18 protein-coding genes and 2 riboswitches are annotated in these 21,290 nt (G+C 65.7%); of the genes, 7 read left to right on the top strand and 11 right to left on the bottom strand.

Translation table 11 applies throughout. The features are described 5' to 3' along the window. Nucleotides 1-21 precede the first annotated feature (21 nt). Nucleotides 22-390, top strand: coding sequence for a DUF3703 domain-containing protein (locus GQB00_RS06015; RefSeq protein ID WP_165855554.1), 369 nt, complete (start codon nt 22-24; stop codon nt 388-390). Nucleotides 391-462: 72 nt separating this feature from the next. Here GQB00_RS06015 and atzF read toward each other — a convergent pair whose 3' ends face one another. The 4 genes from atzF to GQB00_RS05995 form a co-directional block, all read right to left on the bottom strand. Beyond that, nucleotides 463-2,256, bottom strand: coding sequence for an allophanate hydrolase (gene atzF / locus GQB00_RS06010; protein ID WP_323127251.1), 1,794 nt, complete (start codon nt 2,254-2,256; stop codon nt 463-465). Nucleotides 2,257-2,263: 7 nt separating this feature from the next. Beyond that, nucleotides 2,264-3,067 carry an ABC transporter ATP-binding protein gene (locus tag GQB00_RS06005; RefSeq protein ID WP_165855552.1) on the bottom strand — a complete coding sequence of 268 codons (804 nt, stop codon included), beginning with the start codon at nt 3,065-3,067 and terminating at the stop codon, nt 2,264-2,266. After that, complete coding sequence (locus tag GQB00_RS06000) at nt 3,067-3,882, bottom strand: ABC transporter permease (protein ID WP_165855551.1); 816 nt, start codon at nt 3,880-3,882, stop codon at nt 3,067-3,069. The genes GQB00_RS06005 and GQB00_RS06000 overlap by 1 nt, the downstream gene beginning before the upstream one ends. A 49-nt stretch (nt 3,883-3,931) precedes the next feature. Beyond that, nucleotides 3,932-4,035: riboswitch (guanidine-I (ykkC/yxkD leader) on the bottom strand. 238 nt (nt 4,036-4,273) lie between these two features. Then, entirely contained in the window at nt 4,274-5,284 is a 1,011-nt protein-coding gene (locus GQB00_RS05995; RefSeq protein WP_165855550.1) for an alpha/beta fold hydrolase, read from the bottom strand. A 150-nt stretch (nt 5,285-5,434) separates the two neighbouring features. On the opposite strand from GQB00_RS05995, the gene glnT reads away from it, so the two are divergent. Further along, complete coding sequence (glnT, locus tag GQB00_RS05990; RefSeq protein ID WP_165855549.1) at nt 5,435-6,793, top strand: type III glutamate--ammonia ligase; 1,359 nt, start codon at nt 5,435-5,437, stop codon at nt 6,791-6,793. Between the two features lie 118 nt (nt 6,794-6,911). On the opposite strand, the gene GQB00_RS05985 is transcribed toward glnT, so the two are convergent. The 6 genes from GQB00_RS05985 to GQB00_RS05960 all read right to left on the bottom strand — a co-directional run bounded on the left by GQB00_RS05985 (nt 6,912) and on the right by GQB00_RS05960 (nt 15,072). Next, on the bottom strand, nt 6,912-7,547 hold the full coding sequence (locus GQB00_RS05985; protein ID WP_165855548.1) for a TetR family transcriptional regulator: 636 nt from the start codon (nt 7,545-7,547) through the stop codon (nt 6,912-6,914). A gap of 80 nt (nt 7,548-7,627) precedes the next feature. Next, nucleotides 7,628-8,695: a putative urea ABC transporter substrate-binding protein gene (locus GQB00_RS05980; RefSeq protein WP_165855547.1), complete on the bottom strand. Its 1,068-nt coding sequence runs from the start codon at nt 8,693-8,695 to the stop codon at nt 7,628-7,630. 53 nt (nt 8,696-8,748) lie between these two features. Further along, nucleotides 8,749-12,375 (bottom strand): urea carboxylase, encoded by a 3,627-nt coding sequence (gene uca, locus GQB00_RS05975; protein WP_165855546.1) that lies wholly within the window; start codon nt 12,373-12,375, stop codon nt 8,749-8,751. Further along, nucleotides 12,366-13,004, bottom strand: a complete 639-nt coding sequence (locus GQB00_RS05970) for an urea amidolyase associated protein UAAP2 (protein WP_165855545.1) — start codon at nt 13,002-13,004, stop codon at nt 12,366-12,368. The genes uca and GQB00_RS05970 overlap by 10 nt, the downstream gene beginning before the upstream one ends. A gap of 13 nt (nt 13,005-13,017) precedes the next feature. Further along, nucleotides 13,018-13,743, bottom strand: a complete 726-nt coding sequence (locus tag GQB00_RS05965) for an urea amidolyase associated protein UAAP1 (protein ID WP_165855544.1) — start codon at nt 13,741-13,743, stop codon at nt 13,018-13,020. Between the two features lie 59 nt (nt 13,744-13,802). Beyond that, a riboswitch (guanidine-I (ykkC/yxkD leader) is annotated at nt 13,803-13,905 on the bottom strand. A 231-nt stretch (nt 13,906-14,136) separates the two neighbouring features. Next, on the bottom strand, nt 14,137-15,072 hold the full coding sequence (locus GQB00_RS05960; protein WP_165855543.1) for a LysR substrate-binding domain-containing protein: 936 nt from the start codon (nt 15,070-15,072) through the stop codon (nt 14,137-14,139). 101 nt (nt 15,073-15,173) lie between these two features. On the opposite strand from GQB00_RS05960, the gene GQB00_RS05955 reads away from it, so the two are divergent. Further along, a complete protein-coding gene (locus GQB00_RS05955) occupies nt 15,174-15,806 on the top strand; it encodes a LysE family translocator (protein ID WP_165855542.1) in 633 nt (210 codons plus the stop codon). Between the two features lie 9 nt (nt 15,807-15,815). Here the strand turns inward: GQB00_RS05955 and GQB00_RS05950 are convergent, their stop codons facing one another. Further along, complete coding sequence (locus GQB00_RS05950) at nt 15,816-16,745, bottom strand: LysR family transcriptional regulator (RefSeq protein WP_165855541.1); 930 nt, start codon at nt 16,743-16,745, stop codon at nt 15,816-15,818. A gap of 108 nt (nt 16,746-16,853) precedes the next feature. Between GQB00_RS05950 and GQB00_RS05945 the strand changes: the two genes are divergently transcribed. From GQB00_RS05945 to GQB00_RS05930, 4 genes are all read left to right on the top strand, one after another. Next, the gene (locus GQB00_RS05945; RefSeq protein WP_165854814.1) at nt 16,854-17,117 is read left to right on the top strand and encodes a hypothetical protein; all 264 of its coding nucleotides are present in this window, start codon (nt 16,854-16,856) and stop codon (nt 17,115-17,117) included. Nucleotides 17,118-17,424: 307 nt separating this feature from the next. After that, the gene (locus tag GQB00_RS05940; RefSeq protein WP_207950619.1) at nt 17,425-18,885 is read left to right on the top strand and encodes an efflux transporter outer membrane subunit; all 1,461 of its coding nucleotides are present in this window, start codon (nt 17,425-17,427) and stop codon (nt 18,883-18,885) included. Next, entirely contained in the window at nt 18,875-21,049 is a 2,175-nt protein-coding gene (locus tag GQB00_RS05935) for an FUSC family protein (RefSeq protein ID WP_165855540.1), read from the top strand. The genes GQB00_RS05940 and GQB00_RS05935 overlap by 11 nt, the downstream gene beginning before the upstream one ends. Further along, nucleotides 21,036-21,248 carry a DUF1656 domain-containing protein gene (locus tag GQB00_RS05930; protein ID WP_228276672.1) on the top strand — a complete coding sequence of 71 codons (213 nt, stop codon included), beginning with the start codon at nt 21,036-21,038 and terminating at the stop codon, nt 21,246-21,248. The genes GQB00_RS05935 and GQB00_RS05930 overlap by 14 nt, the downstream gene beginning before the upstream one ends. The last annotated feature ends 42 nt before the right edge of the window (nt 21,249-21,290 follow it).

Here is a 21,290-nt window from a genome sequence, read left to right as displayed (position 1 = left end):
TGAAGCCAGGAGAGCAGTGCGATGAAGCGGACCTTCACCCGGGCGGTGGCGCCTTTTGTTCGGGCTGAGCTGGATCAGGCTCGCGAGGCTGAAAACGCCGGTGATCCGGCGCAGGCGTTCCGCTATCTGGAGCGGGCGCATGTGGTGGGCCAGGCTTCAACGTACTGGCACGTCAAAGTCCACGGGCTGATGTTTCTGTGGGCGCTGCGCCAACACGCGCCGGGCGAAGCGGTGGGTCAGGTCATCCGTACGGTCGGCGCCGCGACCAAGACCGCCCTGGGGCTGGTCCCGGAAGGCAATACGGGCGGCGCCAACGTCAGCCCCTTCCGCCGCATGCCGGTGGAGCCGGAGCTGGCGGCGATGATTCGCAAGGCGCGTGCGGGACACTGATGCCGCTGCCGTTGCGCAAACGCTACCGATTCGACGCGGGGCAGCGGTGTCGCCCGTTGATCAAACCTTAACTCATCGAGATGCCAGAAACCCGCGCCAGCCGCCCAGGTGCGTGATGTCCTCCGCGCCCTCAAGACCGATCGGTTCGCAGATAAAGCCCGACACCCAGCGGCCGTCGGCCAGCTCCACTTTGCCAATCCCCAGCGGTGCCGGAATCCCGGCGACGAAGCTGCCGAAACGGTCGGCTGGAACGCGCCAGATCTCCACCGGCAGTCGGATGCCCTCGTGCTCGTCACGGATCATGCCCGGTCGCAGGGGCGGCCCGCCGGCCAGCAGGTACATGCGATAGGCGGCTGCGGTCTCGGTGGTCTCCTGCAGTACGGCGTGGCGCTCGGTGAGCTGGTGGTTCAGCGGCAGGCCGGACAGGTGGGCGCCGCAGACCAGCACGTCGATGGTGCCGGCGGAGGCGTCAATGGCTGGGCTGTGCAAGGTGTCGCCCAGGGCGCCGACGGTGTGAGTGCCCCTGGGATGCAGGCGGCTGGCCAGGGCCAGCAGGGCCTCGTCCTGGAAGGCCGGAGCGAACAGGGTGCAGCCCAGCGGCAGCCCGCTCTCCAGGAAACCCGACGGCACGGCCACGGCGCTGTAATCCAGCAGGTTCATGAAGTTGGTGTAGGTGCCCAGGCGGCTGTTGCGGGCGACCGGTTCCTCGTCCAGTTCAGCGATGGTGTAGATGGTGGGCGCAGTCGGTGTCAGCATGACGTCCACCTCGTCCCAGGCCTGGTCCGCCACCTGCTTCAGGGCCTGCAACCTGTAACGGGCGCTGAAGGCGTCGGCGGCCCTGCCGTTGGCGCCCTGGCTGATAATGCCGCGAGTGACGTCCAGCAGGGCGTCCGGCTGCTCCTGAATCAGCGGGCTGGTGGCCAGGTAGCGTTCCGCCACCCAGGGACCCTCGTAGAGCAGTTTGGCCGTGTCGAGGAAGGGCTGGAAATCCAGCGTCACGGCTTCGCCGCCCAGGGCTTCCAGGTCGCGGATGGCGTTGTTGAAGAGCTGGCGGGCGCCTTCGTTGCCATCGAAATCCAGTTGCTTGTCCTGCGGGACGCCGAAGCGGAAACGGGCCGGGATGGGTTGCCGGCCAATGGGTGCCGGACGCTGCCAGGGATCCTCGGCGTCGGGTGCGGACGCCACGGTGAGGACCGCCTGTGCCTGCTCCGCCGAGCGGGCAAAGATGGACACGCAATCCAGGCTCTGGCAGGCCGGCACCACGCCCCGGACGCTGAGTCGGCCCAGCGTGGGCTTGAGGCCGATCAGGTTGTTGAAGGCGGCGGGCACGCGGCCGGAACCGGCGGTGTCCGTGCCCAGGGCGAAACTCACCAGCCCCAGGGCCGTGGCCACCGCGGAGCCGGAGGACGAGCCGCCGGAGACGTAATCCGGATCGATGCTGTTGCGGCACGCGCCCCAGGGTTCCGGGGATCGGGTGCCCACCAGACCCGTGGCGAACTGGTCGAGGTTGGTCTTGCCCAGGGGAATCGCACCGGCGGCGACCAGCGCCTCCACCACGGCGGCGTGACGCCCGGGCCGGTAGCGGAAGGCTTCGCAGCCGGCCGTCGTGTCCATGCCCGCCACATCGATGTTGTCTTTGACGGCGAAGGGGATGCCGTACAGGGGCAGCTCATCCGGGCTGCTCCGCTGCAGACGCGTCAGGTAGGGCGTCAGTTCGTCCTCGCCGGCCAGGTGGATCCAGGCGTTGTGGGCGCTGAACTGGGACGCTCGCTCCAACAGGTGGGAGACGACCGCGGCCGGCGTCAGGTCACCGCTGCGGTAGGCCTGCAGCAGCGCAGGGATGTCGAGAGGGATGCTGGTCTTCACAATGGCCTCATGCGGACAGGGCCCGGGCCGTTTCCGACACGGACGATTCGATGGATTCATAGACCTGCCGGTCGTTCTGGCCGATAGGCAGGTCGTAGGTGATGGTGGCGCCGTAGGCTTCCGGCTGCTGGGGATCGTTGCGGATCTTGTCGAACACCAGCAGGCGGGTGCCCAGGTGGAAACCCTCGTAGAGATCGTGGGTCACCATGAAGATGGTGGTGCCGGTCTCGCGCCAGAGCTTGAGGATCAGCGCGTGCATGTCGCCGCGGATGCCCGGGTCCAGGGCGCCGAAGGGTTCGTCCAGCAGCAGGATGCGGGGCTTCATGATGAACGACTGGGCGATGGCGAGCCGCTGCTGCATGCCGCCGGACAGCTCGTGGGGCCACTTGTCGGCGGCGTGGCTGAGTCCGACAGCGTCGAGCATGGCATCGACCTCGTGCAGGGCCTGTCGCCTGGCGGCGCCGAACAGTTTGCCGAGGAACGGGCGCTGCTCCAGCTCCAGCCCCATCAGCACGTTCTGGTGCACGGTCAGGTGCGGGAACACCGAGTAGCGCTGGAACACGATGCCCCGGTTACGGTCCGGCTCCGCCGGGAACGGTTGGCCGTTCAGGCTCAGCTCGCCCCGGGTCGGATGTTCCTGACCCAGCAGCATCTTGAGGAAGGTGGACTTGCCGCAGCCGGAGGCGCCGACCAGGGTGCAGAACTCGCCTTCGCCGATAGACAGGGTCAGGTTCTCCAGCACGACCTGGTGGCCGTATTCCTTCCAGAGCTTGTTGACGGTGATGAAGGCGTTGTCGGTGGTTTGGCTCATCAGTGGCCTCCGGCGTTGTACCAGGGGAACAGCCGGCGATTGGCGAACCGCAGGCACTGGTCGATGACAATGGCGAGAATCGTGATCCAGATGACGTAGGGCAGAATCACGTCCATGGCGAGGTAGCGGCGCACCAGGAAGATGCGATAGCCCAGCCCCTCGGTGGAGGCGATGGCCTCGGCGGCGATCAGGAACAGCCAAGCCGGTCCCAGGCTCAGGCGCACCGCGTCGATCAGTCGCGGCAGGACCTGGGGCAGCGCCATGCGGGTGACCACCTGCCAGGAATTGGCGCCCAGGGTCTGGATCTTGATCAGCTGCTCCACGGGCAGCTCGCGCACCCGCTGGGCCACATCCCGCATCATGATGGGAGCGGTGCCGATCACGATCAGCATCACCTTCGACAGTTCGCCCAGCCCGAATACGATGAACAGGATGGGCAGGATCGCCAGCGGCGGGATCATTGACAGGGCGGACACCAATGGCGCCAGGCCCGCCCGGGCCATGGGCAGGATGCCGTTCAGCAGGCCCACCACCAGCGCCAGTGACGCCGCGACGCCCACGCCGATGGCCAGCCGGGACAGGCTGGCGGTGGTGTCCTGCCACATCAGGTAGTCGCCGCTGCGGCGGTCTTCCTGGAACGCCATGCGATTGACCGCCCCGGTCATCTGTTCCAGGCCCGGCAGGAGCTTGTCGTTGGGGTTCTCGGCCAGTCTGGCCTGGGAGGCCATGCCGTAGATCAGGACGATCAGGAGGAAGGGGATCAGACCCAGCAGCAGCGCCGGGGCGCGTCCGGGATAACGGTTGATCAGGCGCATTCAAGGTCTCCTCTGTTAAGCAACACGGCGTTGGAATCGCAGCGATTCGATCTCCCGGGCTTTTGTCCCGCCGTGTAACCTCGCAGAGGTCGGTGACTCTCGGACCAGTCGCCCGGAGCTGTCGCCCGGACCGGAACCCTAGTCACCCATTTTTCAGCACTGTTTTGCGCATCCCTGACATGCGGTGTTGCTGTGACCGGATCAAGGTGTCGTCTGCCAGGGGAGGAGCAAGGCTTATGCCAGCCCCGACCAACTCCGGCGTGGCTGCGAAAGAAAGCGTCATTCATGGGGTTGCCCTCTGCGTCGTCGCGCTTGTGATGGATCGGATGGCGGATATTTTGCGCCGTGGCAGGGCGTGCCTTTTCACGATGCCCTGAATTGGTTCACGGGATCAGGAAGACAGAACGGCCCTCACGGCGTCGAACACGATCCTCATGACGGCAGGATTCCGGCCGGGGCCACCGGCGATATGTCCCCAGTCCGAATCCAGCACCTGTACGTGCGCGCCCGGCATCAGGGCCGCCTCCCGCCGTGCGTCGTCCTCTGTGAAGTAGAGATCGCTGCGGCAGGGCAGGATGCGGGTGGGCATGGTGATGCGGGCCAGGGCGTCTTCGAACGCGTCCGCCGCGGCGCTGATATCGGCGTGTTGCCAGACGTTGAGCACGGCCAGCAGGTCGTGGGCGTCCTGGTCGAGGTGATCCTGCTCCCAGAACGCGAGCAGGGCGTCGATGTCGTCGAATCCCAACGCCCGGTAGTCACCGTTGCGAAAGAACGCTTGAGAGTACGCCCAGCCCGCATAGACCCGGGCGAAGGCCTTCAGGCCATCGACTGGCTGCGCGGCGCAACCGTCGTTCAGGCGGGGATCAGCCTGGAGTGCGCTCTTGAGTCCTTCCAGAAACAGCCCGTTGTGCGGGCTGCACCGGGCGGTGCAACAGCTGGCGACCACGGCACGAACCCGCTCGGGATAGAGGCTGGCCCACTGCAGCGCCTGCATCCCGCCCATGGACCAGCCCGCAACCAGCGCCAGGGTGGCGCCGTCGAACACCTCGTCCACCAGTCGCTTCTGCAGCTGGATATTGTCCGCCAGTCGCAGAGTGGGGAAGTTCGATCCGGCCTGCGGTGCTGGGGTGTTGGATGGGGAAGACGACTCGCCGGCGCCCAGCATCGCGGGAATCACGATGCAGTACCGATCCGGATCGAGGGGGCTGCCGGGGCCGACCCAGGGGTGGTTGCCCGCCGCCGCACCACCGTAGTACGTGGGCAGCAGGATCAGGTTGTCTTTTGGTGCGTTGAGCGAGCCCATCTGGTGGTAAATCAGTCGAGCCTGACGCAGAGAACCGCCGGCGGAAAGCGGGAAGTCTGGTACGGCGAACTCGCGTTTTATCCATTGCTTATCAGTCATTTGGGTAGCTCCTTGCCATTCGTTCCGGGCGGCTTGGCTGTCGTTATATATACATGCTGGCATGTATGTTGAATGGAAAGTTCGTGCCAATTTAAATCAGCGCCAACGATCACGGCGCTACCTGGTTCTCCCTGTCACAGGACATTCACCATGTCAGATCAACCATCCAGCGAAGCTTTGAAACGGCAACTTGAGGAAGCGGGGGTGAAGTACGCCATCGCCAGCTATGTGGACATTCACGGCATCAGCAAGGGCAAGTTCGTGCCCATCGCCCATCTGGGCCAGATGATGGAGGGCTCGGAGTTGTACACCGGCGCGGCCCTGGACGGTGTGCCCCAGGACATCTCCGACGACGAAGTGGCGGCGATGCCCGACGCCGACGGCATGGCCATCTGCCCCTGGAACCGACAACTGGCCTGGTTTCCGGGCAACCTGTACCTCAACGGCCAGCCGTTCGAGGCCTGTTCCCGAAACATCTTCCGGCGCCAGCTTGATGCGGCGGCGGACATGGGGTACCGCTTCAACCTGGGCATCGAGACCGAGTTCTTCCTGTTCCGCGAGACCGAAGACGGCGGGTTCGCCCCGATCAGCGACCGGGATACTGAAGGCAAGCCCTGCTACGACCCGCGCTCGATGATGGACAACCTGGCCATTGTCGACGAGATCGTCGAGGCCATGAACGAGCTGGGGTGGGACGTGTATTCGTTCGACCATGAAGACGCCAACGGCCAGTTCGAGACCGACTTCAAATACGCCGACGGCCTGACCATGGCGGACCGCTTCGTGTTCTTCCGCATGATGGCCAACGAGATTGCCCGCAAGCACGGCGCCTTTGCCAGCTTCATGCCCAAGCCGTTCGCCGACCGCACCGGCAGCGGCGCCCACTACAACATGTCGCTGGCGGACCTGAAGACCGGTGAGAACCTGTTCGAACCGCAGGGGAATGACCTTCACGATTGCGGCATCAGCCGGATCGCCTATCACTTCATCGCCGGGGTGCTGAAGCACGCGGGCGCCATCAGTGCCGTGATCGCGCCCACGGTGAACAGTTACAAGCGCCTGGTGCGTCAGGGCAGCATGTCCGGCTCCACCTGGGCACCGGTGTTCCAGTGCTACGGCTCCAACAACCGCACCAACATGATCCGGATTCCTGGCGCCGGCGGGCGCATCGAATGCCGCGCGGCGGACATTGCCTGTAACCCGTACCTGGGCGGCGCCATGATGCTGGCGGCGGGGCTGGAAGGCATTCGTGAGGGGCTGGATGCGGGCGAGCCGCACCACGAGAACATGTACAACTACGGCGACGCCGAGATCGCCGCCCGGGGCATCGAGTACCTGCCGCGGAACCTCGGCGAGGCGGTGGAGGCCTTCGAAGCCGACCCGCTGTCACGGCAGGTCTTCGGCGAGGCGATGTTCGACAGCTTCGTGGCGTTCAAGAAAGGGGAGTGGGAAAGCTACCAGAACCACGTGTCGTCCTGGGAGGTGGACCGCTACCTGAAGATGTTCTGACCAGCCGTAGAACCGTCTCGCGCCCTGGCTGAACGGGTCAGTGCGCGGGCCGGGCAGCCGCCTTAAGGGAGCGGACCGGTCCTCTGGCATGGCCGCTCCCGTGATTCGCCCTTGCGATTCACCCCGCCTTATCACCCCCTCCCGCTTGTGATCCCAGCAGTCGCCAGAACTGTTGCCGGAAGAACGCCGTTTCCTGCTTGAGGGAAAACAGCTTCGGCGCGAACAGCCAGGTCTGGGTAATGCCCATCAGGTAGGTGTAGCTGACCAGGCCCAGCTTGTCGGCCGGCCCGGGATTGTCGATCAGCCCCGCCGTCCGGGCCGTGTCTATCAGCGCACCGAACAGGGCCACGATGGACTGGGTGAGCGCTCGTTCGCGCTTCAGGGTGCGCGACATGGCATCGGTCAGTTCGGTCTTGTTGAGCAGGATCTCGAAGGATTGCCGGTAGCGCCGGTCGTTTGCGAGCAGGGACAGCCAGCGGTCGATGAAATGGTCCATTGCCTGGATGGGGTGATCCGCCATGGCATGGCACTCGGCCACCAGGGCTTCCAGCGGCTCCTGGGAATAGGCCAGCACCGCCTCGTAGAGATCGTCCTTGGTTTCGAAGTGCCAGTAGATGGGGCCGCGGCTGCAGCCGGCTTCCCGCGCGATGCGACTGAGGGTGGTCAGGGAATAGCCATCGCGGCTGAACAGGGTCAGGGCGGCTTCAATAACGTTGCGGCGGGTTTTCTCGGCGTCTTCCTTGGTGCGGCGCATGCGTGGTTCGGGTCTCTGGCAGAACGAAAAAGAGGGCACGACTATCGTGCCCTCAGCGGTGGTTTGCGGCAAGGCCGGGATCAGATCTCGCCGTCGGCCGCCATTTCCATGTAGTCGTCGTTGAAGCGCAGCTTCACGTTGTCCTCGCTGCCCATCACGCTGCCGTCGGGGAATTCGATGCCGACGAAGTCCGGACTCATGGCACCCTGGCCCAGCAGTCCCTTGTCGAAGGAGAACTGGCGAACGCTGTCCATGGCCTCGTGGGCCTGGTCACCGTTGATGAAGTCGACCGACATCTGCGGTTCCCAGAACATTTTCATGCCGGCCAGTTGGGCTTCGTAGCCTTCCCGGTCGGTGCCGGAAATCTCGCCCAGCATGGCGCGCGCTTCCCGGCCTTCCTCGGTGTCGGCCTTGAGAATGCTCATGGTTTCGTACCAGGCGCCCACCAGGGCCTTGCCCAGGGCCGGATTGTCCTCAAGGGTCTGGCTGTCGACGATGGTCAGATCCTTGATGTGGCCCGGGATCTGGCTGGAGTTGAACAGCTCCGTCGCGCCCGGGTAGTTGGCGACCTCGGTTAGCAACGGGTTCCAGGTGGCCACGTGACGGACCTCGTCGGTCAGGAAGGCGGACACCAGGTCGGCGTCGGAAATGTTCACCACGTTGATGTCGCGCTCTTCCAGGCCCACGGAGTCCAGCGCCCGCACCAGCAGGTAGTGGGACACGGACAGTTCCACCAGGTGCACGGTTTCGCCTTCCAGGTCTTCGATGGATGTGGCGTCCTTCGACACCAGACCGTCGTTGCCGTTGGAGTAGTCGCCCACGATCAGCGCGGTGGTGTCCTTGCCGGACGCCGCCGGGATGGACAGCGCGTCCATGCTGGTGGCCACCACACCGTCGAACTGGCCGGCGGTGTACTGGTTGATGGACTCGATGTAGTCGTTGACCTGGACGATATCCACGTCGATGTCGTACTTGTCGGCCCACTTTTTCATGATGCCGCTGTCCTCGGCGTACTGCCAGGGCACCCAGCCGGCGTAGATGGTCCAGGCGATGCTGAAGGAGTCCCGCTCCTGGGCCAGGGCGCCCAGGGACAGGGTCGCGGTCAGAAGACCCGCGCCCAGCCGTTGCGTCAGTTGTCGTGCTTTCATGGATGCTCTCCTCGGGTCGAGCCCGTTATTTGACGTTTTGGGTTGTTGGCCACTCATTGTTGTTCTTCCACAATCACCACCGGCGTGCCCGGCGCTACCGCCTGGCCCGCCTCGCGGCGAACGTCCACCACCCGCCCGCTGACCGGGCTGAGCAGTTCGATCTCCATCTTCATGGATTCCACCACCGCCACCGGGCGCTGGGCCTCGATCGCATCGCCCGGCTGCACCAGGCATTCCCAGAGGTTGCCGGCGACGTGGCTTTCCACGGCGTGCTGTCCGCTGGGCAGATCGGCGAGGTCGTCGTCGCCGGCATCCTCCAGGGGCGCCTCGGCGCTGAAGTTGATCTGGCCGGATTCGATCCAGCGTTGCAGTTCTTCGTCGAAGGCCTGCTGGCGCTTGGCGGTAAACGACCGGATCGCGTCATCGTGGTCCGCCAGGAACGCTTCGTAGTCCTTCAGGTTGAAGCGGGTGTGCTCCACCTGGATGGGGTAGTCGCCGTTGGGGAAGTCGCGCCGAATCCGCTGCAGTTCTTCCGCGCTGACTTCGTAGAAGCGCACCTGGTCGAAGAAGCGCAGCAGCCAGGGCTTGCCCGGCTCGAACAGGTCCGTCGTGCGGTAGCGGTTCCACATTTGCAGCGTGCGACCGACAAACTGATAGCCGCCGGGTCCTTCCATGCCGTAGACGCACAGGTAGGCGCCGCCGATGCCGACGGAGTTTTCCGCGGTCCAGGTTCGGGCCGGGTTGTACTTGGTGGTGACCAGACGGTGGCGTGGGTCCATGGGGGTGGCCACCGGTGCGCCCAGATAGACGTCGCCCAGGCCCATGACCAGGTAGCTGGCGTCGAAGACGGTTCTCTTGACCGCGTCGATGCTGTCCAGGCCGTTGATGCGGCGAATGAATTCCAGGTTACTGGGGCACCAGGGGGCGTCCTTGCGTACCGACTGCATGTACTTGGCGATGGCCTGGTGGCAGGCTTCATCGTCCCAGGACAGGGGCAGGTGCACGATGCGCGCCGGCACGTCCCATTCCGGCTGCTGCTCCAGCTCCTTTTCAGCGCCGGTCAACAGAGTTATCAGATCCGGCTGGCTGAGCCTGCGGCTGTCGTAGTGCACCTGCAGCGAGCGGATGCCCGGGGTCAGCTCCAGGATCGCGGGGTGCGCCTGTTCCCGTAACCAAAGCATCAGGGCGTGGGCGCGGAAGCGCAGGCGGATGTCCAGTTCCATCGGACCGTATTCCACCAGCACGTAGTTGTCGCCGGCGGCCCGGTAGACCACGCCGGTTTCGTGCGCATCGGTGTCCAGCGACGCGAGGACCGGCGTCTCCGGGCGGATGGGGGTGATGCGCGTGGTGGCCGCCGTCAGCGTTGCCACCGATTCGTCCAGCGCTTCGCGCAGGGCCACGGCCTGGCCCTGGCTGACCGGGACGAACCGCACCTTGTCACCGGCCTTGAGCTGGCCCAGTTTCCACAGGTCGGCGCTGATCACCGTTACCGGGCACACGAAACCGCCCAGGCTGGGGCCGTCCGGGCCGAGGATCACCGGCATGTCGCCGGTAAAGTCGACGGTGCCCACGGCGTAGGCGTTGTCGTGGATGTTGGACGGGTGCATGCCCGCTTCGCCGCCATCGCTGCGCGCCCACTCCGGTTTGGGGCCGATCAGGCGCACGCCGGTCCGGCTGGAGTTGTAGTGGATCTCCCACTCGCTGGCGAAAAAGGTGTCGATGTCGGCCTGGGTGAAATAGTCCGGAGCGCCGTGGGGGCCATAGGTGACGTGCAGTTGCCAGGTCTTGCCGATGGCCGGTTTCAGGCCCCGCTCCAGTGACGCGGCAGCGACCGGTTCCGCGTCGGTCAGTGGCAGCACGTCGCCCGCCCGCAGGGCGCGACCGCCGTGGCCGCCGAACTGGCCCAGCGTGAAGGTGCTGCGGGATTCCAGGTAGGCCGGGCAATCCAGTCCGCCGCGGAACAGGAGGTAGGCCCGGGCGCCATCGCCCGTTACGTTGCCGAGTTTAAGGGTGGCGCCGGCCGCCACATCCAGCACCTGCCAGAAGGCGACCGGAACGTCGTCCAGCGTAGCGTCCAGTTCGCTCCCGGCGAGCACGATCTGGGTGGCCCGGTTGAAACGCAGGGTCGGGCCGCGCAGGGTGATTTCCAGACCGGCGTCCGACGCCTCGTTCCCCAGCAGGCGATTGCCCAGGCGGAAGGAATAGCTGTCGAAGGGGCCGGAGGGCGGCACGCCCACTTCCCAGTAGCCGATGCGGCCCGGGTAGTCCTGAATGGTGGTCAGGGTGCCGCCGCTGAGCACGTCCACCGTGGCCGGCCGGTAGTCGAATTCGTTCAGGCTGCGCGTCGTCAGCCGGCCTTCGACAAAACGGTCGTCCGCCAGAACCTGTTGCACGTAGTCGCGGTTGGTCTGGATGCCATAGAGCTGACTGTGATCCAGGGCGTCCAACAGCGCGTTACGGGACGCTTCCCGGTCGTCGCCGTGGACGATGACTTTGGCCAGCATGGGATCGTAGAGCGGGGATACCTCGGTGCCCGGCTGGATCCAGGTGTCGATACGCAGCCGGTCGCCTTCCGGCCAGACCACGTTGGTGAGCAGGCCGGCCGAAGGCTGGAAGTCCTTGTTGGGGTCTTCGGCGTACAGTCGCACCTGGATGGCGTGGCCCCTTGGTTGGAGGTTCGCGGCCCGCTCGCCCAGGTTCGACAGGGTGCCGGCGCCCAATTCCACCATCCAGCGGACGATGTCGACGCCGTAGACGGCTTCGGTCACGCCGTGTTCCACCTGCAGGCGGGTGTTCACTTCCAGGAAGTAGAACTCGGTGGAGTCCGGGTCGTAGATGAACTCCACCGTGCCGGCGCTGCGATAGTCGATGCGCTCACCCAGGGCGCGGGCGGTATCGTGCATGCGCCGGCGCACACTGTCGCTGAGCCCGGGGGCCGGGGCTTCCTCGATCACCTTCTGGTTGCGCCGCTGGGCGGAGCAGTCGCGCTCGCCCAGGGCCACCACGGTGCCGGCGCCGTCACCGAACAGCTGCACTTCGACGTGGCGCGCGTGCTCGACGAATTTTTCCAGGAACACGCCGGCGTTGCTGAAGTTGTTCTGGCTCAGCCGCTGCACCGACTCGAAGGTGCGGCTCAGGTCATCCGCGGTGTAGCAGCGGGACATGCCGATGCCGCCACCGCCGGCGGTGCTCTTGAGCATTACCGGGTAGCCGATCCGCTCGGCTTCCGTCAGCGCGTCGTCCAGGCTGTTGAGCAGGCCGGTCCCGGGCAGCAGGGGCACGCCGGCCTGCTCGGCGAGGGCGCGAGCGGTGTGCTTGAGGCCGAAGTCCTCCATCTGCTGCGGCGTCGGGCCCAGGAAGACAATGCCCAGGGCATCGCAGCGGCGGGCGAAGTCGGCGTTCTCACTGAGGAAGCCATAGCCGGGATGCACCGCCTGGGCGCCGCTCTCGGCGAGGATGGCGAAGAGTTTGTCCTGGTTCAGGTAGGTGTCGGCCGCGCCGCCTTCCCCCAGGGGCCAGGCTTCATCGGCCTGGCGCACGTGCAGGGAGTCCGCGTCCGCCTCGGCGTAGACCGCCACCGAGATGATGCCCATGGCGCGCAGGGTACGGATCACCCGGCAGGCAATGGCGCCACGGTTGGCGATCAGGACCTTCTGTATGCCGGTGTCTCTCAGCTCCATACCAGCACCTCGATCGGCGTCGGGTTCCAGCCGTTGCACGGGTTGTTGAGTTGTGGGCAGTTGGAGATCATCACCAGCACGTCCATTCTGGCTTCCATCTCGACGTACTTGCCGGCGTCGGAAATGCCGTCGGCGAAGGTCAGGCCGCCGTCGGCGGTGACCGGGACGTTCATGAAGAAGTTGATGTTGTGGGTGATGTCCCGTTTGGTCATGCCCAGCTCTTCATGCTCGGTGACCGCGACCAGCCAGCTGTCGCGGCAGGCGTGCATGCACTTCTTCTCCAGGGCATACCGGGTGGTATTGCTCTCCGCCGCGCAGGCGCCGCCGAGGGTGTCGTGGCGGCCGCAGGTGTCGGCGGTGATTTCCAGCATCACGTTGTTCTCCGAGGACATCAGTCTGGAGCCGGCGGTCAGGTACACATTGCCCTGGGCGCGCAGGGTGTCCGTCACGCTGTAGCGCTCGGTGGGGTTGTGGGCGTTGTAGAACAGGGTGTCGGCGGCCTGGTTGCCCTCCAGATCGAGGATGCGGAGGGTCTCGCCGGCCTTGACCACCTTCAGGAAGTATTCCCCCGCCGGGACGGTTTCGCGGAAGCTGGCGGTTTCCGGATTGAGTGCGCTTTCTTTGATCATCTCCGGGCTCCTCTTACGGTATCAGGTGGTACAGGGCGGTGTTGGCGAAGGCGCGGGTGGCCTCCGGCGACGAGGTCTTGCAGGGATCGGCATCGGTGACCGGTGACGCCCTGAAGAGCTGGTAACGCAGGGGATGGCTGGGATAGTCCGCCGCGCTGTCCAGCGGGTGCGGGCAGGTGTGCAGCACCACGATGGTGTCCATCTCGAAGCGCAGGTCGACCGTGGCGCCGGCGTGGGAGTGATCGCTCACGTAGGTCATGTTGCCCGCGTCGTCGGTCTTCACCCGGCTGAACCAGTTGAGGTTGGCGGTCAGGTCCTTCTTGCCCAGGCCGTATTTGGCCAGTTCGTTGAGGAAGCTGGAAAGACCGTTGCGGTGATACTGGTTGTGGGCTTGCTGATAGGTCTTGCGGCCCCAGCGGTGCGCCACGAGCTCGGCGTTGCAGGTGCCGCTGACGGTGTCGTGCCAGCCCAGGTCGTCGCGGATGATGGACGCGAACACCCGGCCCATGTCCGACAGCAGGACGTGCCCCCTGGTCAGCTTGAATGTGTGCTGGTTCTTGAGGGTGTCCGGCATGTTGTACCGCTCGAGAGGGTTCTCGGGGTTGTACATCAGCATGCCGACATTGGCGTGGCCGGTCTCGTCGATCAGACGCAGCACGTGACCGCGGCGCATGATGAAGGACCAGTGGGATCCGCCGGGAATCAGATCGTCGTAGAGGGGGGATGCCGTTTCGAGCATGGCCTTTTCCTCCTGGCTAGGGGGTCAAAAAAACACGAGAGGCGTCAGTAACTGAACGATCCTCCCGGGCTTTTGTCCCGCCGTGTAGCCTTGGAAAAGGCCGTCAACTCTCGGACCAGTCACCCGTATCGAATACGGGCCGGAACCCTAGTTGACCATTTGTCAGATTGTTGCGCGTTGATAGTGGTTATGGAAACCAGTGGTTACAGAAACCGACCTCTCGCTGCGTGACGGGAACAAAACAAGTTCCGTGCCACTTCCGTCAAGTGCCGGTTCCAGGGGCCTTGGCTGGTCGGACCGATGCATCGTGGGTCTGGAAAGGGGAACGCGGTGCACGCTGTTGGTGCATGCTGGCGTGCCATGGTGCAGCGTGATCGGGCCTCAGTCGATCCGTTAACCGTCGGTTTCCAGTCCAGCCGAATGAGGCCTTGTCGACGCCGGTTCGAAACGCGCCATATGGGCCGCTTCACTCCTGAGCCAGTCGGCAAACCGTTGGGTGCGTTGATCGCTCTGACCCTCGGGCGGCGTCAGCATCACGTAATCCACACCCGTCGGACGCATGCCGAACGGCGCCGTGAGGCGGCCCGCCTGGAGGTCATCGTACACCAGCGGCAGCGGGCCGATGGCGGTGCCGAGTTGGTCCAGGGCGGCCTGCAGGGTGAAATAGAAGTGGTCGTAGCTTTGCTCGCTGGCGGGCTGGTAGGGGTGGTCGGCCATCCGGCACCAGTCGCTCCAGGCGGACGGCCGTGTGCGGCTGTGCAGCCAGCGGGCGCGGTTGAGGTCCTGTCCGAGCATGCCCACCCAGCATTCGGGGTGGCACACCGGGCCGGCCAGCTCCGGGCACAGGACGTCGATGACGGCTTCCTGCGGCGGGGTAAAGTCGAGCCGGCGAATGGCCAGGTCGCAGCCGTTGGCGTTCAGGTCGATCGGGCCGCCGGCGGTGCTCAGCTCCACCTGAAGTTCCGGGTGCCGCTGCCGCAGCCGGCCCAGGCGCGGCATCAGCCAGCGCATCGACAGGGTGGGCTCACAGGACACGCGCAGCAACGGATCCGCGCTGTCACCACGCCCGATCTCATCGGCGGCACGATCCAGTTCAGCGAAGGCGTTGCGGGTCGCCTCCAGCAGCCGGTACCCGGCCGGCGTCAGGCTGACCCGGCGGGGGTGGCGCACGAACAGCGGCGTCCCCAGACGCTCCTCCAGCTGCGCGATGGCCCGGCTGATGGCGCCGTGGGTCAGGTGCAGCTCCTCCGCTGCGCGGGTGAAGTTGTTCAGGCGCGCGGCGGCCTCGAAGGCGGGGAGGCCGGGCAGCAGTCGGCGTCGATGGCTCATCGGTGAGTCTGCCTCACAGCTCCGGTCAGAAAGTTTCGATTCTGCGACATTCCGGCATCCCCCACAATGCCCTTTTTCAATGCCATGGAAAGGAGCCTGACATGCCATCTGTATCGGTTGAGCTGGTCGCCGTCGCCACCATCACGCTGCTGGCGGTGATGAGCCCGGGCCCGGATTTCGCGTTCGTGGTTCGTCAGTGTCTGATGCGAGGTCCGCGCGCCGGCTATCTGGGCGCGGTGGGGATCGGTCTCGGTATTGCGGTGCACGTGAGCTACACCTTGCTGGGCTTCGGCCTGCTGATGGCCCAGCACGCCTGGCTGATCGAAGTGATCCGCTACCTGGGCGCGGCCTACCTGATCTGGTTGGGGCTTGGGGCCTTCTTGCCGTCACGCGGGCAGGGCGATCCCGTCGAGACTGTGGAGGATTCGCAGCGTCGTTCAGGCGACGCCTGGTTGCTTTGGCAGGGTGTCCTGTGCAATGCGCTGAACCCCAAGGCGATGTTGTTCATCGTGGCGCTGTTCAGCCAGGTGGTGTCGTCGAGCACGGCGCTGTCCGTGCAGGTGGGCTACGGCCTGTTCATCGCGCTGGCACATGTCGCCTGGTTCGCACTGCTCACGCGGCTGGTGGCGACCCGGGGCATGCAGCGGCGTTTGCAGTCGTTCGGTCGCGTGCTCGACAAGGTGGTCGGCGCCTGCCTGGTCGGTCTGGGCATCCGCATGGCCACGAGCGGATGACGGGACGGGTCAGGCGTTGACGCTTTCGGTGCCCGCCGGTGCTGGCTCGGTCACCTCGGGTTGCCAGATCCGCTCCACCAGCCGCACCACGGCGCTTACCGCTTCCCGGTCCAGCCGGTCGCGCCGGACCAGCAGGTTGAGATTGATGGTCAGCAGCGGGTCGTCGTAGACCTTCACGCTGCCCCGGCCCGCCCAGTGGCTGGCCAGTTCGTGCTCCACCAGCCCGTAGCCCAGCCCGGCGCGGATCATCGACAGCGTGCTGTGTTCGTCGATGGACGACGACACGGTGTTGGCCTGCTCGCGACCGCCCTCCAGGATGTCCGGCAGCATGTTGGCCAATGGGCAGGTGTTGGCCGGCCAGATCCAGGGCAGGGCGCGTCGCTCGGCCGAATCGATGGGAAAACGCGCCAGACCGCTGTCCACCGGGCCGACCACACTCACCCGAATCGGCGCCAGACGCAGGCTCAGGATCTGCTCGTCGAAGATGTCTCCGTACACGAATCCCATGTCCACCTCACCGGCGCGTACCTGGTCGAGGATCATGTACGAGGAGCTGGTGATCAGTTCCAGAGCCACCTCCGGCCGGTCGCGAGCGGCGGTGCGCAGGAGTTGGTCCACCTTGAGGTATTCCGGCGGTGCGTTGAGGGCAAACGACAGTGGCGTGGGTTGATCGCAGCGCAGGGCGCGGGCGATGTCGTCCAGTTCGACCACTTGCCGCAGGACCTGACGCGCGGCCGGTAGCAGGCGGCGTCCGGCATCGGTCAGCGCCATGCCCCGGGTGTTGCGCTGGAACAGGGGCAGCCCGAAATGATCTTCCAGCTGGCGCAGATGTTCGCTGACCGCCGACGGGGTGGTGTGGCGCCGGTTGGCGGCACGGGTCAGATTGCCTTCGTCCGCCACCAGCACGAACGAGCGTAGTTTATCGAGTTTTATGTTCATGTTTTACGAACGCCGACTTTCATAAACACCGATGGATGGGACCACTTTACCGCAGTTTAATGGCATTTACCGGCCGGCCTCAATTCGTTTTTTATGGAGGAAGATGTCATGCAGACCATTGCATCCAGCAAACGCGAAACCGTGTTTATCCCGCCCTTCGAGGCCGTCGCCGAGCGGTCGTCGCCGGTGCGTCGGCGGACGCGCAGGGCCCGTGCCGGCGCAATCCTGCGGGAATGGCTCCGGCGCTACCGGGCCCGGGCTCGCCTGCGCCGTCAGTTGCGGGAAATGGACGCGGGCCTGGCCGAGAAAGACGTGGGGCTGCCCATCGGCACCCTGGTTGAAGAGGCTCGGAGGCCGTTCTGGAAAGCCTGACCGTGCCGTGTAGCGGAGCTGTCAGGCGACATGTTGGGCCGGGTTCAGTCGCCGATTGGTTAAGCAGTGAGCGTCTGAACCCGGCTGTTCGTTGCGGTCCCGCATAATGGTGTTGTGGCGATGGCTTCCTGAATTGTTACCAATAGCGCAACAGTCTCTTGCCGCTTGGCGCCTTCTGCTGATCCCTCGCGACCTGTATTTTTGATCCTCCAAATCGTTACTTGCCTCTTTTTTCTGCTGATCCGGGAAGTTTCCAAGCGTGTTAGACCTGTCGATACGCCGCGGGCTGGGTGTCTGTGGTGTTTTTGTGATATTTGCAACAATTGCCGGGTGCATCAGCTCCCGTGGGCTCGGGCCGGCCGCCGATCCGGACGCGGCCGAGGATCTGTCGCTGGGCGAGGCCACCCGCGCGGCGCGACAGGACGCAGCCTGGCCGGAGAGCGACTGGTGGCAGGCCCTGCACGACCCGCAGCTCAACCGCTGGATCGACACGGCGCTGGCGCGCAGCCCGTCGCTGGCCGAGGCGCGGGCACGGATCCGCCAATCCATGGCCTACGCCGGGCTGACCGAATCGGAGGAAGCACCGCAGCTGAATCTGGACGGTCGGCTGCGTCGTCACCAATGGCCCACGGACAACTTCTACGGGCCCGGCGAACTGGCCGACAGCCGCACCTGGGACAATAACCTGGCGATGGGCGCCTCCTATCTGCTGGATTTCTGGGGGCGCGAGCACAATCGCACCGAGGCCGCCCTCAACCGGGCCCAGGCCAGCGTGGCCGAGGCCCGGTCGGTGCAGCTGAGTCTGGTGGACCAGTTGGTTCGTGCCTACATCCGGTTTTCCCTTTATTACGCCCAACGCGACGTCAAACGCTCCCTGCTCAAGCAACAGCACCACATCCTCGAACTGGTGGAAAAGCGTCTCGATGGCGGGCTGGGCACCGAGCTGGAAGTGACCCAGGCGCGGGCGCCCATACCGGCCATGCGCCAGGAGCTGGAAGACCTGGACGAGAAAATCCAGCTCAGCCGCAACGAGCTTGCGGTCCTGGCCGGACGCTCGCCGGCCGCCGGCTCGGCGTTGCACCGGCCGGCCCTGTCGCTGACCGAGGCGCCGGTCATCCCCGAGTCCATCCCGCTGGCCCTGGTCGGTCATCGCCCGGATGTGGTTGCCAGCCGCTGGCGCGTGGCCGCCTACGCCCGGGACATCGACGCCGCGCGGGCGGACTTCTATCCCAACGTCAATCTGGCGGCGTCCGTAGGCTTCTCGGCGGTGCAGGGCGGGATGCTGGATTTTCTCGATTCCGACAAGTTCACCTACAGCGCCGGCCCGGTGCTGTCCCTGCCAGTGTTCGACGGCGGCGCCCGGCGCAGTGCCCTGGCGGGCAAGAGTGCGGAGTACGACGTGGCCGTGGCCGGCTATCGCCAGACGTTGCTCAATGCGCTGCGTGGGATCTCCGACCAATTGGTGCGGCTGCACTCCCTCGACAAACAGCAGGCCATGGCCGCGGAGGCGGTGGCAGTGGCGCAGGAAAGCTACGACCTGACGCTGGAAGCCTATGAGGGCGGGCTGAGCGACTACCTGGATGTGCTTAACACCGAACAGAACCTGTACAACCAGAAGCTGGTCGTGGAGCGCCTGGTGGCCTCGCGGCTGGCGGCCCATGCGGAATTGCAGGTGGCTCTCGGTGGCGGTCTGATGAGCGAGGCTGCGGGCCCCGAGGCGGGCCGTCTGCAGCCGGCGGATGAGGCGGCGGCCCACGATGGCCACTGAGCGCATGACGTTGCCAGCCGCATCCGACTGGCGCCAGGCCTGGCGATCATGGCGTCGCAGCGACGGCCTGAGCTGGCTGTTCGTGTTCAAGACGCTGCTGGCGGCCTTTATCACTCTCTGGCTGGCGATGTTGCTGCAGTTGCAACAGCCCAGCACGGCCCTGATCACGGTGTTCATCGTGATGCAGCCGCAGAGCGGGCAGGTGATGGCCAAGAGTCTGGCGCGGGCGGTGGGCTCGCTGATGGGCCTGGGCGTGATGATCGTGCTGGTGGCGCTGTTCGCCCAGCAGCGCTGGCTGTTCCTGGCCGCCATGTCCCTGTGGATCGGCGCCTGTATCGCCGGCGCGGCGCGTTACCGGGACATGCGCTTCTACGCCTGCGTCCTGGCCGGCTACACCGCCGCACTGATCGGCCTGCCGGCGTCGGCGCATCCGGATACCGCGATCGCCGATGCCATCTGGCGGGTGCTTGAGATCTTTCTGGCGCTGTTCGTGTCCAGCGTGGTGAGCATCCTGGTGTTCCCCCAGACCAGCCACGCCGCCATGCGCAGCGCCGTGGCCAGTCGGTTCGGCCGGTTCGCCGGCTTCGTGCTGGCGCACCTGGACGGGCGCGATCCCGATGCGCTGAGCAAGGTCAACGCCGACTTTGCGACCGAGGCGGTGGGGCTGGAGGCGAGCCGTTCGGCGTCCGCCATCGAAGATCCCCACACACGTCTGCGCAGCCGGCGATTGCAGCACCTGAACCACGCATTCCTGGGGCTGTTGACCCGCTTCAACGCGCTACACCGCCAGTTGCGGCGTTTGCGCGAGGAATCCCTGGAGCCGGTAATCGAGTCGCTGTCGCCCTGCCTGGAACTCGTTGCGGGCCTGTTGCAGCCCTGGCCCGACAGCCTGATGAGCCCGCAGGAAGCCGGCCAGTTTGCCGACGCCCTGGAGCAGGCGCGGGCGCCGCTGATGCAGCGCATCCGGCAAAGCCGCCGGGCGTTGCTGGCGGGTGGGGCTTCCGAGTCCGATTTGCTTGAATTCAACACGGCCGCCGAACTGCTGTACCGATTCGCCGAAACCCTGCACGCCTACGCCCGGGCCCACCAGACACTGGGCAGCCGGAACCACGCGCGCGAGCAGGTGCGGGGCGGGTTTGCCTCCCGGGCCAATCTTTACGCGTCGCTGGTGGCCGGCAGTCGGGCGGCGATCACCATCTTCCTGGGCGGGGCAATCTGGTTCGCGCTGGACTGGCGCGCCGGCGTGCTGATGATCGCCAACGCGGCGGCCATATGCGCGCTGTCCTCGGGGATGCCCCATCCCACCCGGCTGGCGATCCAGATGGCCATCGGCACCTTCATTGGCGGGGTGCTCGGGGTCATCGAAAGCGTCTACGTGTTCCCGTTGATCGATGGCCTGCCGTTACTGTTGATGGCGTTGCTGCCGGTCTACCTGCTGGGGCTTTACCTGAGCCTGAAACCCGCCTACGCGTTTGTCGGCCTGGGGCTGCTGATCATGTTCACCATGGGCAGCGTGCCCACCAACCCGACCCAGTACGCGCCGGTCACGGTGATCAGCAACTACCTCGGGCTGTTCATGGGCGGTGTTCTGGCCGCAGTGACCACCAGCGTGATCCTGCCGCCGGCCAGCGCCTGGATGTGGTGGGTGCTGGAAAAAGATCTGCGCGGCGTTCTGGGCCTGGCGGCGACGGGTGGGCTGGATGGTCTCAACGGCCGTTTCGAAAGCCGGACCCGGGACATCCTGGCCCAGGCCTATGGTCTGGCGGCCCGGCGCCCGGACGTGCAGGCCGCCCTGGTGCAGTGGAGCCTGATCGTGCAGGAAGTGGGGCACGCCATGATCAACTGGCGCCAGGAACTCGCCGCGCAGCCCGTTGCTGATGACCTGGCCGTCGAGCTGGCCGGGCTTGAACGCCGGCTGGTGACGTTGTTCGCGACGCCGTCGCCGGGGGCGTTGAATCGCGCCAGGGAGCAGGTCGAGCGGGTGATCTGGGACCTGCACGGTCGCATCGAGGCGCAGTCCCATTTCCAGCATTCGGCCGAGCGCCGGGTGCTCAGCTACCTGCATTTCGTTCGCACCACGTTGCTCGATCGCCATTCCATCCTGCGGCGTCAGATCGCCGTACAGACCGGAAACGCGGAAGGAGACCTCCATGCTCAATCTTGAGTGGGCCCGTGAAACCCCGATGGAGGGGCTGCTGCTGCCCACGCTGATGCTGGTTTTTGTGGGCGCGCTGGCCCTGGCCTGGGGGCTGGACGTCGGTCTGCGCCGGTTCGGGGCCTACGAGGTCATCTGGCATCCGGCGCTGTTCCGGGTGTCGCTGTTCCTGGCCCTGTTCTGCGCCATGGCGCTGCTCATCTACTGATGGCGCGGCCATTCACACTCGTTCACTGACGGATCTTCGATT

It is taken from the genome of Marinobacter sp. JSM 1782161 (assembly GCF_011421605.1).
Taxonomy (GTDB): domain Bacteria; phylum Pseudomonadota; class Gammaproteobacteria; order Pseudomonadales; family Oleiphilaceae; genus Marinobacter_A; species Marinobacter_A bohaiensis.
Note: the sequence above shows the minus strand (reverse complement) of the source record. Positions and strands in the feature narration are given on the sequence as shown.

Bases quoted from the DNA above. Each gene is read 5' to 3' on its own strand.
- GQB00_RS05980 (WP_165855547.1), bottom strand. From the start codon at position 8,695: ATGAAAGCACGACAACTGACGCAACGGCTGGGCGCGGGTCTTCTGACC.
- GQB00_RS05995 (WP_165855550.1), bottom strand. From the start codon at position 5,284: ATGACTGATAAGCAATGGATAAAACGCGAGTTCGCCGTACCAGACTTC.
- GQB00_RS05985 (WP_165855548.1), bottom strand. From the start codon at position 7,547: ATGCGCCGCACCAAGGAAGACGCCGAGAAAACCCGCCGCAACGTTATT.
- glnT (WP_165855549.1), top strand. From the start codon at position 5,435: ATGTCAGATCAACCATCCAGCGAAGCTTTGAAACGGCAACTTGAGGAA.
- GQB00_RS05960 (WP_165855543.1), bottom strand. From the start codon at position 15,072: ATGAGCCATCGACGCCGACTGCTGCCCGGCCTCCCCGCCTTCGAGGCC.
- GQB00_RS05970 (WP_165855545.1), bottom strand. From the start codon at position 13,004: ATGATCAAAGAAAGCGCACTCAATCCGGAAACCGCCAGCTTCCGCGAA.
- GQB00_RS05935 (WP_165855540.1), top strand. From the start codon at position 18,875: ATGGCCACTGAGCGCATGACGTTGCCAGCCGCATCCGACTGGCGCCAG.
- GQB00_RS06005 (WP_165855552.1), bottom strand. From the start codon at position 3,067: ATGAGCCAAACCACCGACAACGCCTTCATCACCGTCAACAAGCTCTGG.
- GQB00_RS05945 (WP_165854814.1), top strand. From the start codon at position 16,854: ATGCAGACCATTGCATCCAGCAAACGCGAAACCGTGTTTATCCCGCCC.
- uca (WP_165855546.1), bottom strand. From the start codon at position 12,375: ATGGAGCTGAGAGACACCGGCATACAGAAGGTCCTGATCGCCAACCGT.
- GQB00_RS05950 (WP_165855541.1), bottom strand. From the start codon at position 16,745: ATGAACATAAAACTCGATAAACTACGCTCGTTCGTGCTGGTGGCGGAC.
- GQB00_RS06000 (WP_165855551.1), bottom strand. From the start codon at position 3,882: ATGCGCCTGATCAACCGTTATCCCGGACGCGCCCCGGCGCTGCTGCTG.
- GQB00_RS06015 (WP_165855554.1), top strand. From the start codon at position 22: ATGAAGCGGACCTTCACCCGGGCGGTGGCGCCTTTTGTTCGGGCTGAG.
- GQB00_RS05930 (WP_228276672.1), top strand. From the start codon at position 21,036: ATGCTCAATCTTGAGTGGGCCCGTGAAACCCCGATGGAGGGGCTGCTG.
- GQB00_RS05965 (WP_165855544.1), bottom strand. From the start codon at position 13,743: ATGCTCGAAACGGCATCCCCCCTCTACGACGATCTGATTCCCGGCGGA.
- GQB00_RS05955 (WP_165855542.1), top strand. From the start codon at position 15,174: ATGCCATCTGTATCGGTTGAGCTGGTCGCCGTCGCCACCATCACGCTG.